The organism is Blautia sp. HCP3S3_C4, from assembly GCF_052064095.1.
Classification (GTDB): domain Bacteria; phylum Bacillota; class Clostridia; order Lachnospirales; family Lachnospiraceae; genus Blautia_A.
The window spans coordinates 97,709-110,715 of the sequence record NZ_JBQHWF010000003.1 but is presented as its reverse complement, the minus strand read 5'-3'; the positions used below and the strand labels follow the sequence as shown (position 1 = coordinate 110,715).

Annotated in this window: 11 protein-coding genes; all 11 read right to left on the bottom strand. The window is 40.0% G+C overall.

Annotation, left to right across the window (positions count from 1 at the left end; translation table 11 throughout):
- Window positions 1-46 precede the first annotated feature (46 nt).
- Window positions 47-1,375, bottom strand: coding sequence for an IS200/IS605 family accessory protein TnpB-related protein (locus ACTNC6_RS04075; RefSeq protein ID WP_441043289.1), 1,329 nt, complete (start codon window positions 1,373-1,375; stop codon window positions 47-49).
- A 318-nt stretch (window positions 1,376-1,693) separates the two neighbouring features.
- Window positions 1,694-2,620, bottom strand: coding sequence for a site-specific integrase (locus ACTNC6_RS04070; protein ID WP_441032611.1), 927 nt, complete (start codon window positions 2,618-2,620; stop codon window positions 1,694-1,696).
- Between the two features lie 91 nt (window positions 2,621-2,711).
- A complete protein-coding gene (locus ACTNC6_RS04065) occupies window positions 2,712-5,687 on the bottom strand; it encodes a type I restriction endonuclease subunit R (protein WP_441043288.1) in 2,976 nt (991 codons plus the stop codon).
- Entirely contained in the window at window positions 5,593-6,243 is a 651-nt protein-coding gene (locus ACTNC6_RS04060; protein WP_441043364.1) for a restriction endonuclease subunit S, read from the bottom strand. The genes ACTNC6_RS04065 and ACTNC6_RS04060 overlap by 95 nt, the downstream gene beginning before the upstream one ends.
- 35 nt (window positions 6,244-6,278) lie before the next feature.
- The gene (locus tag ACTNC6_RS04055; protein WP_441032600.1) at window positions 6,279-6,752 is read right to left on the bottom strand and encodes an NADAR family protein; all 474 of its coding nucleotides are present in this window, start codon (window positions 6,750-6,752) and stop codon (window positions 6,279-6,281) included.
- Entirely contained in the window at window positions 6,752-7,168 is a 417-nt protein-coding gene (locus tag ACTNC6_RS04050) for a hypothetical protein (RefSeq protein ID WP_441032597.1), read from the bottom strand. Before ACTNC6_RS04050 ends, ACTNC6_RS04055 begins: the two co-directional genes overlap by 1 nt.
- Before the next feature lie 9 nt (window positions 7,169-7,177).
- Complete coding sequence (locus ACTNC6_RS04045) at window positions 7,178-7,825, bottom strand: DUF3990 domain-containing protein (RefSeq protein ID WP_441032594.1); 648 nt, start codon at window positions 7,823-7,825, stop codon at window positions 7,178-7,180.
- A 16-nt stretch (window positions 7,826-7,841) separates the two neighbouring features.
- Window positions 7,842-9,095 carry a restriction endonuclease subunit S gene (locus tag ACTNC6_RS04040; protein ID WP_441043287.1) on the bottom strand — a complete coding sequence of 418 codons (1,254 nt, stop codon included), beginning with the start codon at window positions 9,093-9,095 and terminating at the stop codon, window positions 7,842-7,844.
- Between the two features lie 3 nt (window positions 9,096-9,098).
- Window positions 9,099-10,697 (bottom strand): type I restriction-modification system subunit M, encoded by a 1,599-nt coding sequence (locus ACTNC6_RS04035; RefSeq protein WP_441043286.1) that lies wholly within the window; start codon window positions 10,695-10,697, stop codon window positions 9,099-9,101.
- 108 nt (window positions 10,698-10,805) lie between these two features.
- Window positions 10,806-11,963 (bottom strand): M20 metallopeptidase family protein, encoded by a 1,158-nt coding sequence (locus tag ACTNC6_RS04030; RefSeq protein ID WP_441043285.1) that lies wholly within the window; start codon window positions 11,961-11,963, stop codon window positions 10,806-10,808.
- Window positions 11,964-12,089: 126 nt separating this feature from the next.
- Complete coding sequence (locus tag ACTNC6_RS04025) at window positions 12,090-12,959, bottom strand: DegV family protein (protein WP_441043284.1); 870 nt, start codon at window positions 12,957-12,959, stop codon at window positions 12,090-12,092.
- Window positions 12,960-13,007 lie beyond the last annotated feature (48 nt).

The following is a 13,007-nucleotide window of genomic DNA, read 5'->3' as shown; positions in this document are numbered from 1 at the left end:
GGCAGGTTTCCACATTACAGGTAGTCCGCTGTATATCTGCCTGTATCTATGCTGCTTTTAAGAGTTCCATTTCTGAATGGAGTTTCCTCAGATCTGCATAGACACATGAAGTTCTACGCTTTACAGGAGGGACTTTTGCCTCCAGCAAAGACCTTTCCGTTGCCGGAAGGGGTTTTAAAAGTTCTCTGATAAAATATCTCGCTCCTATATTACAGGATGCTGACAGGTCACAATTATATCGTTTTCCTGTCTGAAAAGTACAGAGGCTGTGGTTTTTCCAGTCGCGTATTACCACCCCGGAACCATCATAAGCCAATCTGCTGGTATTCCATGCACAGATCCGGGATACCCGCATCCCTTTCCTGTGTGCCTGATGTTCACAACACTTCTGGATATCTCTTTTTCTCCACAGGTGCAGTTTCTGCTTTTTCTTTCCCGATATCTTCCCCTGCATCTCCAGATACTCGAACACGATCACATCTGCGTGGTTTTCTTCCGCATATCTTACAATCGCACCTGCAATTTTTTTGCCCAGTTCTGTATTCAGACGTTTCGTATATGCCCATCTTCCCTGTGTCTGCGCAGAACCATGTTCCCTCTGGGATCTGCGGATCCGTCCCAATGTACGGTACATCCGGTCTTTTTCACTGGGATGATCGATAAATTTTCTTCCCAGGACAGTTCCGTCTGCCCGCATGATGGTACAGACTGCATCGGTATTGATCCCTAAGTCCACGCTGCAGATAACCTGTTCTTTCACAGGTGTTTTGGTAAGTGTTACTTCTTCTGTATAGGAAAAACGCAAAAAGTACTTCTGGTGTCTCTTTTCCAGAGTCGGGGCAGATGCCTTTTTCCCTGACCAGTATTTTCTCAGATATTCCATATCTGTATGAGCCAGACGTACACAGAACCATTTCCAGTCATGGCCGTCATAGAGTTTCAGGTATGCTTCGTCTTTCCCTTCCGCTCCCTCACGATACATGACATCACGGTAGAAGACCGGCATGGCATGATTTTCATATACAAGCTTTGGTTTCCCGCTCTTTCCGTCTGTCTTTTCCCATAGATTCAGCCGTGTTTTATAAGAGGATACTGTCCCCAGTGCATGCCGGATGGCAGATCTGCGCAGATAGGAAGGCATCTTTGGGAACCGGATATCAAAATCAAAACAGGCATGGTTTTTCTTCGTAGTATGTACCAGATGTTCTGCAGCATTAAAACGCCTCTTTGCATCCGGGATTTCTGCTAATTTTTCCCATACCTGCACATAAATCCCAATCAGATAACTGACAGCAGAACGGTAGATCTCCAGTGTCTGGCGGATCGGGATATTCTGTTTTCGTAATTCTACACCATAACTGGATATTATCTGCATTTTTATTTCTCCCTGATAACTCTTTTCTCAAATCCTGTTGTTTTTTCTACTACCCATGGCTATATTTTAGCACATATAGTGCCAGAAGTAAACATGTGTTCTTTCTTTGAGTAAAAAATTTGCGCGTCTAACTCATCTAAGTTCACTAAAGTAACGAGAATGTGACGCGCAAATATTCAAAAACTCCTATTATTCTGTAATGCCTGCCTATAAGATAACTAACAGTATACCACACTTCACATTTTTTTCCATGCCTCCTGTAACAAAAAAAGCAGTAACTTTTTTATCAGCGCAGGTAATTTCTCTAAATCATCCAGATTATAATCCTGATAAAGTTCTCATCACCAGATCTACATCTTTGTTCTCCAGTTCCTGAATAATGTGCAGGTATGTTTTCTGTGTTGTAGTCATACTTGCATGCCCCAGTCTGCGCGCAACACTGGCAATGGACACTCCTGCAAACAATAATAATGAGGCATGGGTATGTCTGAGTCCATGTATGGAAATCTCAGATATCCCACACCTTCTGCAATGCCTGGTAAGCACATCATTCACAGTAGAATTGTAAACCTTTGATTCTCCCACAAAAACAGGTTGATCCTGTGGAAGTGTTTTGGTCAGTTCTGAGAATTTTACAACAATCTGCCAGTCAATCTGAATTTTTCTCACAGAAGATTTATTCTTTGTTGGAAGGAAACCTCCTTCACCTTTATAATCCCAGGTTTTGCTTATTGACAGCGTCTGCCTGCCAAAATCAAAATCTGCCGGAGTAATCGCCAGAGCTTCTGAAAATCTCATTCCGGTTTTTGCAACAAGAAGAATAAACCAGTCCCAGTTTGGCTCCTCCTTAATATCCAGATCAGCGATCAATGTATGAAGTTCAAACTGATTCAGATATTTTATTTTCTTGGCCTTGGGAGTTTTTCCCTTAATGATGGCTTTTCTAGTCGGATCTCGTTCTATCATTCCTTCATCAACTGCATCCAGAATGGCACCTTTCAGCTGATGATGAAAATCCAGCGTAGTCTGTCTCTCATGTTCCCTTGCATAATCATTCAAAAGCTGCTGATATACCGTTCTGGTCAGCTCTGACACCTTCAGTTCAGGCACCAGCTTCTCCACCCACCTCTGTGTCATCAGATATTTTGCCATAGTTGCTTCACGAATTGCACCCTTTTTATATACATCAATCCACTGTGCATAATACTTCGAAAACAGTACATTGTTATTTGTATCATTTGACATAAGCATTCTCCATTTCCGAAATGACCTGCGCTGATATTTACAATGTAATGACTATAGCAATTCTGCAAATAGAGCGAATAAATTGATGGATTTATGCAGTCATAAGAAGAGGTTTTATCTCTTCATCCAGAGTTTTCTTCAATTCTGCCATCATGCGATTATAAAATTTATACTTCGGCAAAGCTGTTTCCTGTGCTTCTTTGTAGCTGGTATAATCAACAGTCGCTTTAATTGCCGTTTCATTGGGGATTTTCCCATTTCTGTAATGGATTGCCGCATACATTACATCATCCTTTGACGCATACCATTGAATACAGAAATCAGAGATAACTTTTTCCACACAGTCTCGTTTCATATTCTCAATAATATTAAGGATAGATTTTCCCCTGTACTTTTTGTCATCTTTCTCAATATCTGCAATCAGATTTGACATAAGGTCTGCTACTTTTTCATTATCTTTGCGAAGCTCCGCCACGTACTGTTTTACTTCTTCCAGCTTTTTCTGTCGTTCCTGTGGTGTAATTTCCTCATCCTCCTCTGTCGGAGTTACAATATTCTGGATCAGGTTAATGATATATTCGTAATCAATCTTTGTACTGCTGTATGCCATCAATTCATAATCCTGATCCACCTGTGTATCACCGGAATCTGAATCCCCATGATCTTTGGAATCACGAATCTCTTCCATTACATTTTTATAATGACCTGCATAATCCTCATATTCTGCCTCTGTAATTCCATACGCTTCCAACATACTGTCGTCATACTTTGTAAAAGATTTCAGCTGTGCAAACAGGCTGTCAAACTCCTGGAACATTTTTGCAAAAATTTTCTTCTCTTTCATGGACATACCCGGAATGTCCGAAGGCTTCTCAGCGCAGATTTTCAGTGCAGAAAGTGCTTTACGAAATGCAGGCTCTACTTCATCCCATTCTGCCAGCAACGCTGTCTCTGTGCTTCCGGCAGAATACAATTTCACTGCATTGTCCACGCACTTCTTAAAGAGCATTGGTGCCTGAAAGGTTACAATCTGTCCATATGTCTTATTGGTGTCATAAATACGGTTAGTTCTTGAAAAAGCCTGAATCAGATCATGAGGTCCCATAGGCTGACGATCAATAAAAATCGTAGACATACATGGTGCGTCAAAACCTGTGAGCAGTCTGTCTACCACAATTACCAGATCCAGCTGTTCTCGTCTGCTTTTAAATCTGGCATCTTTTCTGGCAAGACGTTTATTCAGATTGGCATTATAGCTCTGTATCTGAGACATTTCATATTTCGTTCCAAACATACCATTGTAATCATCCAAAGATTTCTGCATTTTTTCCTGATTTACATGAGAGCCTTCTTCGTTTTCGGTAACAGAATAGGTGATGGCGAATTTAGGAAAGTCCGGAAGCACCTGTCTGATTTTCTCATCAATCACAAGAGAAGTTTCTCCGTTCTTTACCCTGGTAAGCAGCTCATAATATTTCTGCGCAACCTGAATGGATTTGGTTGTAAGCATACACTCATATGTCATTCCCTTTCCATTCTGAAGACCTAATTTGTAATAGGATTTGTTTAAAATTACATCCAATACCTTTAACATATGCGTTTCATTGTCATACTGGCTGCTGTCCGTTTCATCTGTCATATTTTTAGGACCATTATGCTCAACCTGAAATCCCAGAACCGCCTTGTCATGAATTGCATTCTGTATGGTATAAGAATGGAGACATTTTCCATATAATTCTTCTGTTGTTCGTGGCAAATCGCCCATCTGCGGATATGGATTCTCTGCGAAGCGTGGAGTTCCGGTAAAACCGTACCATAAAGACCTGCCAAAGAAGCGTTCCAGTTCTCTCTTTGTTTTCGGTGTCACTGCCCTGTGGCACTCATCCACTACAAAAGCAATCCTCAGATTTTTGATTTTATCAAAGTCCGAGGTACCTTCCTGCAGTCTTTTACTTATGAGAATCTGCATTTTCTGGATTGTCGTTACAATCACCTGACGGTCAGCCGATTTTAATTTCTTTTTTAGATCATTTACATTATCTGTTTCATCCACATCTACCAGATCATTATTTGCATATGCCTGAAATGCCATAGTTGTCTGTGTATCCAGATCTTTACGGTCAATAAGAAAAATCGTCTTATCAATACTTGGAATATCCATCAAAAGATTTCTTGTTGCCTTATAGGATGTCAGTGTTTTTCCCGAACCGGTTGTATGCCATACAAAACCGGATTCTCCGGTTTTTGAAGCTTCACGTATAGACTCAATGGCATGAATCTGATATGGTCTGAGCAGAATCAGCCGTCTGGCATCTTCATCCAGAACTGTGTATCTGGCAATCATTTCATGAGCCTGGGGAATACGGAGTACACTCTTTGTGAAGCTAAGATAATCTGAAACAGGATTATTCTTTCTGTCTACCCATCCACTCATAAATTTGGGATTTAACTCTGTATCCCCTGCTGCCGCAAAATATCTGGTATCCACACCATTACTAACTACAAACATCTGCACAGCTGAGAAAATCCCGGTAAATTTACCCTCACCAATATATTTTTTTATCTGCCAGAATCCGTCCATGTAAGAATGCTGTTTATTCTTCAACTCAATATGTATCATGGGAAGCCCATTAATCATAAGAGTTACATCAAATCTTCTGTCCCGCACATCTGTGGAATCCTCATCATCTGATTTCAGTGCTTTATACTGATTAATCACTTCATAAACACTGGAACCGCCTGCAATATGCTCATGGTTCATCACTACAAGATGCAACTTTTCCGTATCCCGCTGTACATGAACCATTACCTTTCCATTCTCACCTACCAGCCATTCCCCGGCTTTATAAAATGAGGAAAACTGCAGCTGGTTCTTTACCTGTTCAAATTCAGAGTCAGAAAGACCCTCTCCATCCAGCCTGTCCTTATTATTCTGCTCCAGAATATATCTGAAATTCGCCCACAGATCCTCATCAGTTTTTAAATCCTCCCGGTATGTCCACTGGGAATCTCCGTAAATTAGCTGTTCTATTAATTTTTCCTCTATCATTGACTCTAATTCTGACATATTTTTCTTCTCCTTTGTGTTTCGTGTGGGTAGTTGGATGGTTGGGATGGGGAATTGGCTTTCGCTGGTGAAGAGTGATGAGGTGGTCAAGACTTTGAAAATATTCCCCAACTTCTTTTTGTTCCTCAAAACTCGGCAAGCAAATCGGTGTATCCGATAATTGTGTAATCGTGTAATGTGCTATAGTTCCAACATGAGAAATATTTCCCAAATAATTTCTAAAGGTTGGAGAGAAGAAAAATTCATATAAAAAATATGGATGAAATTTCCCTTTGTTTTTTATCCATAACAGATCTGCATCTTTTGTGTATAATGACTTATTATCCGGCACAATATAGGGATTTCCAACTGATCCTCCGCCTGTAACAAGGATATCTCCTTCTTCCAATTTTCCTGATACTTTAGAAAGCTTTTCATACAATTCTTCTGAAATAAACGCTTTTTCATTTTCAGTTCCATTTATTGCTGCCATTACATCACTCGATCTATAAAAAGGTACACCATTTGATGTCCATTCATCTTTATGAACTCGTGATGCTGACTTTAATTCTGTTATTTCACCGAACTTACGCTGTTCCCAAGGATTAGCATTTACAACTGCTCTCTAACCATCATCAGAGCATACCCTAACAGATTTTTCCCCTTCCACTTACTTAGATCAAGTCTATTGGGATCTCTCATGGATAAACCTATCCCCCAAATCTGATCTCTTACTGCACATTCTGCCAATATTGCGTCACCTGTATCAACAAGTTTTTCTTTCAATTCTGCATTTTGACTGAATTTCGCCTTTAATCCTTCATAGACAACAATCTGCCTTACGCCATTCCAGGTATTTTCATCATACCCATGTACCTCACGCCCTAATTTCTTAATTTCCGCAACATCATTTGTGCCCAGTATCTCATTTACTACTGAAGCATCATGAAAGCGGCATGCTTTCTGATACATCATAAACTGTTCCATTGAAGAAAATTCTATTCCATCAACTGTGAAATGAGTCGGATACCAGTTACTCAAATATCCATTTTCTTCATTCGGGTTGTGAAAACAAATAATATTCATTAAACCTCACCTACTTTTCTGACTGCCAGCTCAAGTTCCAGATCATGAAGTCCGTAATAAGCTTTCTTCAAAAAATCCACCGGGATTTTCTGAACAACTTCTGAACTTGGCATATTATAATACCACTGATAATATGCGTAAAATTCTCCAATCCAGTCCGGAATAAAACCTTTTAAGTTTTCTCCTTCCTGCAATCTGTAATGATCAGTTTTAAGAAAATACGACCATAAATCTTCCACATTCATTGTATTCACATAAGCCTGTGCTTCATCTATGCTCTTTCTCGTTTTGCTCTTCATGTATGTGTTAATAAAATCTTCTGTATTTTTATCAGGGAATGACTGTGCTACAAAATCAAACAGCTTTCCCTGATTTTCTACAACATCGCTTAAATAAGCTTCTGCATACGCTCTCATAATCCTCTCCTAAAGCAATGTACTGAATACATTCGTTACTTTATTGGCATCAGAATCAATTAATTCCCGCATCTTTTGTCTTGCTGAAACATCTCGCTGATTATATTTTTCTCTGAATTCCATATAATCAACAGGCAGCAGACCGTCCTGTACTTCCTGCAAATGCTCATATGCCAGCCTGGATTTAATACAATATTGGATTCCCAGACCACCAAGAGAAAGCAATTCCGTCAGAATGTCCATATCAATATTATCTCTTACAAATTCCTTTGCAATATAAAAGTAAGAAGCATTGGCTCTCCAGCCCTTAATCACATCATATCCTTCTGTATCTATTCCATATTTCTCAATAAATTTTTTTGATAACACCCGATAACGTTTGGAATCGGAAGCATCTCTGTGTTTCATCAGCTCTGCCAGCCATGAGAGAACATCTTTTTCCTGAAAATCCAGTATTTTTAATTGGTCGGTATCCAGTTCATATCGATGAACCCAACCATTCTCATCATTAGGTTTACAAACAGCCCATTCCTTTGCAAGATTCAGGTTATCTGTCAAATAAAACCCCATGCCATAATCATGTTTTTTCTCACCAAGTCCGTATGTTGGCACTACAATTCTGTTCGGAGTTCCATGAAATAACGTAATTTTTTCCATTTGCTCACCTTTTTTCCTAGACAAACATTTTCTGTAGCATGAATTTCTTTATTTTTTTCAGTTCTTCACACTTTTGCTGGTGAAGGGTGATAAGGTTGTCGAGGTTTCTAAAATAATCTCCTATCTGTCTCTGTTCCATCTCAGATTTAGGGTACATAATATCCGTATCTTGTATTGCAGATTTGGAAATAGATGAAACCTTTGTACCTTGAATCAAAGGAAGCAATTGGTCATGATATGAACCCGAATTCATATAATATCCAAGATAGCCTTCTGCAAAATTTCCTCTTGGTCTACATGGAATAGTATGTAGTCCGGACAATACTTTTTCATCTGTCAAACCCGCTATTTCACTACATTTTCCTACAGTCTCATCCTCCGCTGCATCGGCAATAATGATATCCCCATTTTGCAATAAAGAAGCCAGATGCTTATTTACAAGAGATGCATCCAATAGGTAAGTCATTTCATCCTTTTTAACATCTAAAACCTCTCCATATTTAATCAGAACATCTCCATAATGCACATTCATAACATCTCCACCTGCACTACTTAAGTCTGCCCTAGACAGAGCGTTATTTTGCATAATGTCAAAGGTATCTCTGAACTTACGCTGTTCCCAAGCTTCCGTAAATCCCTTAAATCTGATCTCTGGAACTTTTTGTTCATTTTGAGGAAACATTTTTTGTAACATATATTTTTTTAAACTTTTTACTTCATCACACTTTCGCTGGTGAAGAGTAATGAGGTTATCTAAACTTTGAAAATACTCACCTATTTGCTGTTGTTCTTCTCCTGATGGAATCATAAATTCCATTTTTGAGAACATATAACCTGTAATCTGATTAATAGTTGCTCCCATATTCTTTGCAATTTCATTTTCAAATACAGAAGTGTCAAGTAGTGCATTTACAAAAGAAGAATGTTCAGAACGCATGCCGCTCATAAATGCTCCAATTACTGTATTTGGCATAGAAACCTTAATTTGCGCATGTTTTCCAATAAGTGCACGTGAACCATTTCTTACTACAACTATAATATCACCTTCCTGTACATTTTCAGATGTAGCCACTTTATCATTCACATACACATTGTCAGCATCTATAATTTCTCCATTTTTCACATTTGAAGATCTCAATACCAATGTTCCTGTTTCTTCCACATCGTCTGGCGTATAAGTCAAACCATTAAAAAATGAAACAAATTCAGGAAGCTTACGCTGTTCCCACTCATCCGTATACCCTTTAAATCTAATCTCAGGTCTTTCCATAATTTACCCCTCCATTTTCGCAATCAGTTCATCTAATGATTTCATAATTGCGTCATCTGTAGAAGTTAAATCCCTGAGTAAGGACAGGAATTCCCCCTGTGTTTTTTCTAATTCATCATCTGTTTTTTTCATCTCGGATAACAGATCATTCAGGTCTATCTCTTCTTCTTTTTCAAAGTTGTCAACATAGCGTGGGATATTGAGGTTAAAGTCGTTCTTTTCTATTTTTTCAAAGCTGGCAAGAAACGATTCTTTTTCTACAGTTTCCCGTTTACTGTACAGTTTCATTACTTCATTGATATGCACATCTGTCATTTCATTCTGCTTCTTGCCTTTGTCAAATTTCTTTGAAGCATCAATAAACAGCACATCTCTGCCATCTCTGTGCTTCTTCAGCACGATAATACAAGTTGGAATCGAAGTATTGTAAAAGAGATTTGCCGGTAAACCAATTACTGCATAAATATTTCCGGAACGAAGCAGCTTTTCTCTGATTTTCCCTTCCGCAGCTCCCCTGAAGAGGACACCATGTGGAAGTACAATTGCCATAGTTCCATTATTTTTCAGATGGTAGAGTCCATGCAGTAAGAAAGCGTAATCTGCTTTTGATTTCGGTGCAAGTACCCCATAATCACTGAATCTTTCATCCTGCAGAAAGCCTGCTGCTGCGGTCCATTTTGCGCTGTAAGGCGGATTCATAAGTACCATATTGAAGTCTGTTTCTTCATCTGTTGGCCAGTCTCCGTCAAGAGTATCGCCATTTCTCAGATTCTGATTCTCTGCCGGAATGCCATGAAGAAACATATTCATTCTTGCAAGATTGTAAGTTGAAGTATTTAATTCCTGTCCATAATATTTAATGTACTGAGAATATTTCGCATATTTTTTTGCATTAAGCAGAAGAGAGCCGGAACCCATACATGGGTCATAGACAGATAATCCCTGTTTTTCTTCCTGTCCTGCGATTGCAATACGAGTAAGAATTTTGGATACTGCCTGAGGTGTATAGAATTCACCTGCTTTCTTTCCTGTCTCTGATGCAAACTGTCCGATCAGATACTCATAGGCATTTCCAAGTATTTCCGCATCTGAATTCAATAAATCTGCTTTATCAATTTCTTTTATCAGACTTGCAACTGTATCACTCTGCTTCTGATCTCCCGTTCCCAGACGGTTAGAATACAGATCAATATCTGCAAATAAATCTGCAAAGATAGGATCACTTTGTTCAATATTATTGAATGCTTTCTGCAGCTGCTCTCTGTTAAAAGAATTGTTTCTTGCAGCATCTGCAAAATACGTGTATGTAAGTTCAGGCTCGATCACATAATGGCATTCTTCTTTCATTCCCTGTTTCAGTTCCTCGCTACCTTCACTTTCCAATTCTTTTACATATACATCCAGTGCTTCTTTTAATGTCTGTGGTTTACCATCACAGATCATATCATATACTTTGATAAGAAAAGAATCTGACAGGTATTTATAGAAAATAATTCCCAGAAGATAGTTTTTATATTCATTTGCATCCATTTTTGAGCGAAGAATATCTGCTCCGCTCCACAATACACTGATCAGAGCTTTACTGTTTTCCATTTCAGCCATTTCACGTTCCCCCGTTTTTACTATCGCTTATGTATAGCGTAAGTATATCATATTTTTTTTGAACATGATACATTTCTGTATTAATTGTCGTGGGAAATTTCAGCTCTCTCAGATTCCCTTCACAATTTCATACAACGCTTCCACACTGCAAGGCAGTACTGCTTCGTCGATCTGGAACTGGTTGTGGTGGAGGGGATGGCTTTTTCCGGGGATTCCGGCCAGGAATATGGCGAAGAGGCCTTTTGTTTCGCGGAAATAACGGTAAGCATTATCTCCGGAGAGGAATAATTCATCTTCGCCTTCCAGAATAAAGCGGTCTCCGAAAATCTTATTTCCCACCTGACACGCAATATCCACCAGCCCATCATCATTGGCAAAAGGATAGACCGGTTCTTTTGGGAAATCCATGGTGATCTGTGTGCCGGTCTGCTGCCCGATCTCCACCAGCTTCTCTTCCAGTTCTTTTTTCAGGGCATGATAAGTTTCCTCATAAGCTGCGCGGATATTTCCGTTCATCACTACATGATCTGCAATAATGTTGGTATATTTACCTCCCTGCACAGTTCCGATTCCCAGAATATATTTTCCAACATCCGGATGTTCTCTGCCAAAATTCTCATTCAGATCATGAATGGCATTGATGACCTGAGCAGCCCCATAGATACTGTCTATGCCTTTCTGTGCTTCACACCAGTGGCTGGATTTTCCCCGGACATGAAGCTCCATACTGTTGATCATAGAAGAAGCCTGTCCCCGGTGGACTGCCATTCCAAAAGGCAGATCGGAGGCATAATGAAACATGACAAAGGCATCCGGCCTGGGCTCCTCCATAGCACCTGCCTGCAGCATCCGTCTGGCTCCTTCCCCGATTTCCTCTGCCGGCTCAAAGAGAAAACGTACCCTCACTGGGAAATCCTCCTGCTCTTTGGCCACAATCTTTGCCAGGATCAGGGCAGATGCAATAATGCAGTCGTGTCCGCAGGCATGCATACAGCCATTGTCTGCTGCATAGGGTAAACCTGTTTTCTCTGTTATGGGAAGAGCATCCATCTCTGCCCGAACTACTACCATCTTGGCCCGATTCTGTAGACCTGGCAGCTCTGCTATCAGTCCTGTTGGAGGGACTTCTGTAATGGTATATCCCAGTTTTTCCAGATAACGCCTTACATATGCGGAGGTTTCATATTCCTGCAGGGCAAGCTCCGGATATTGGTGGAAATGCCGCCTCAGCTGTATCAGTTCCTGTGTAAAATTTTCTATCTGCATAATTTCTCCTGTCTGTTATCAATATAGAATACTGCTGTAACTGTTTTTTACCTATATATATTATAGAGAAAGGCTGCCGGAATATCCATTCTGATATTTCGACAGCCTTTTACGTGCTGTATAACCTTATCGCACATCTCCCACAAAAAACAACGCCATAGTTCCCGGGCCTGAATGTGCACCGATGGTAGCACCTACCTGGTTAATAATGATGTTCTTTATATTATATTTTTCCTTCACCTTTGCCGCAACATACTGTGCATCCTGTTCGCAGTCACCATGACTGATAAAAATAGTATCGCAGTCAGCTCCAAAGCTTCCGATTTTTTCATCCATCAGCTTTACCAGTTCCTGAAGTGCCTTCTTTCTGCCGCGGACCTTACCGATTGCAGTCAGCTTGCCCTCATTATCTACATGAAGCACAGGTTTGATATTCAACATGCTTCCTACAATTGCAGTTGTTCTGGAAACACGTCCCCCTCTGTATAGATGGTTCAGATCATCCACAGTAAACAAATGTACCATTTTCAGTTTGTTTTTCTCTACCCAGTCTGCAACATCCTCCAGCGTCTGGCCCAATTCTTTTTTCTGCTGCGCCAACCATACCAGAAGTCCCTGTCCCAGAGAAGCAGAAAGAGAATCCACCACTATGATCCTCCGGTCCGTATATTCCTCCATCAGTTCCTCTGCTGCGATACGGCTGCTATTGTATGTACCGCTTAAACCAGAGGAAAATGCAATATGAAGAATATCTTTTCCTTCTTTCAGGTAAGGCTCCAGCAGTGTTTTTGCATTTTCAGGATTTACCTGTGCTGTGGTTGGCATGGAACCGTTTCTCATTGCCTCATAAAATTCATGCTCCGGAAGGAAATTTTCATGTGTATAATTTTTTCCATCCATGGAATAACTGAGATACATGCAGCCTACTCCATGGTCTTTGAAATATTTCTCCGGAAGATCTGAATTGTTGTCGGTGGTGATCACATATTCGCTCATGTTGTCGCCTCTCGTTTTCTGATATTTTTCAATTTCTGCCCATATAAA

What these genes read in the sequence shown, in the direction of transcription:
- ACTNC6_RS04055 (WP_441032600.1), bottom strand. Translation starts at nt 6,752, where the DNA reads ATGAATATTATTTGTTTTCACAACCCGAATGAAGAAAATGGATATTTG.
- ACTNC6_RS04025 (WP_441043284.1), bottom strand. Translation starts at nt 12,959, where the DNA reads ATGAGCGAATATGTGATCACCACCGACAACAATTCAGATCTTCCGGAG.
- ACTNC6_RS04035 (WP_441043286.1), bottom strand. Translation starts at nt 10,697, where the DNA reads ATGGCTGAAATGGAAAACAGTAAAGCTCTGATCAGTGTATTGTGGAGC.
- ACTNC6_RS04040 (WP_441043287.1), bottom strand. Translation starts at nt 9,095, where the DNA reads ATGGAAAGACCTGAGATTAGATTTAAAGGGTATACGGATGAGTGGGAA.
- ACTNC6_RS04070 (WP_441032611.1), bottom strand. Translation starts at nt 2,620, where the DNA reads ATGTCAAATGATACAAATAACAATGTACTGTTTTCGAAGTATTATGCA.
- ACTNC6_RS04050 (WP_441032597.1), bottom strand. Translation starts at nt 7,168, where the DNA reads ATGAGAGCGTATGCAGAAGCTTATTTAAGCGATGTTGTAGAAAATCAG.
- ACTNC6_RS04065 (WP_441043288.1), bottom strand. Translation starts at nt 5,687, where the DNA reads ATGTCAGAATTAGAGTCAATGATAGAGGAAAAATTAATAGAACAGCTA.
- ACTNC6_RS04075 (WP_441043289.1), bottom strand. Translation starts at nt 1,375, where the DNA reads ATGCAGATAATATCCAGTTATGGTGTAGAATTACGAAAACAGAATATC.
- ACTNC6_RS04030 (WP_441043285.1), bottom strand. Translation starts at nt 11,963, where the DNA reads ATGCAGATAGAAAATTTTACACAGGAACTGATACAGCTGAGGCGGCAT.
- ACTNC6_RS04045 (WP_441032594.1), bottom strand. Translation starts at nt 7,825, where the DNA reads ATGGAAAAAATTACGTTATTTCATGGAACTCCGAACAGAATTGTAGTG.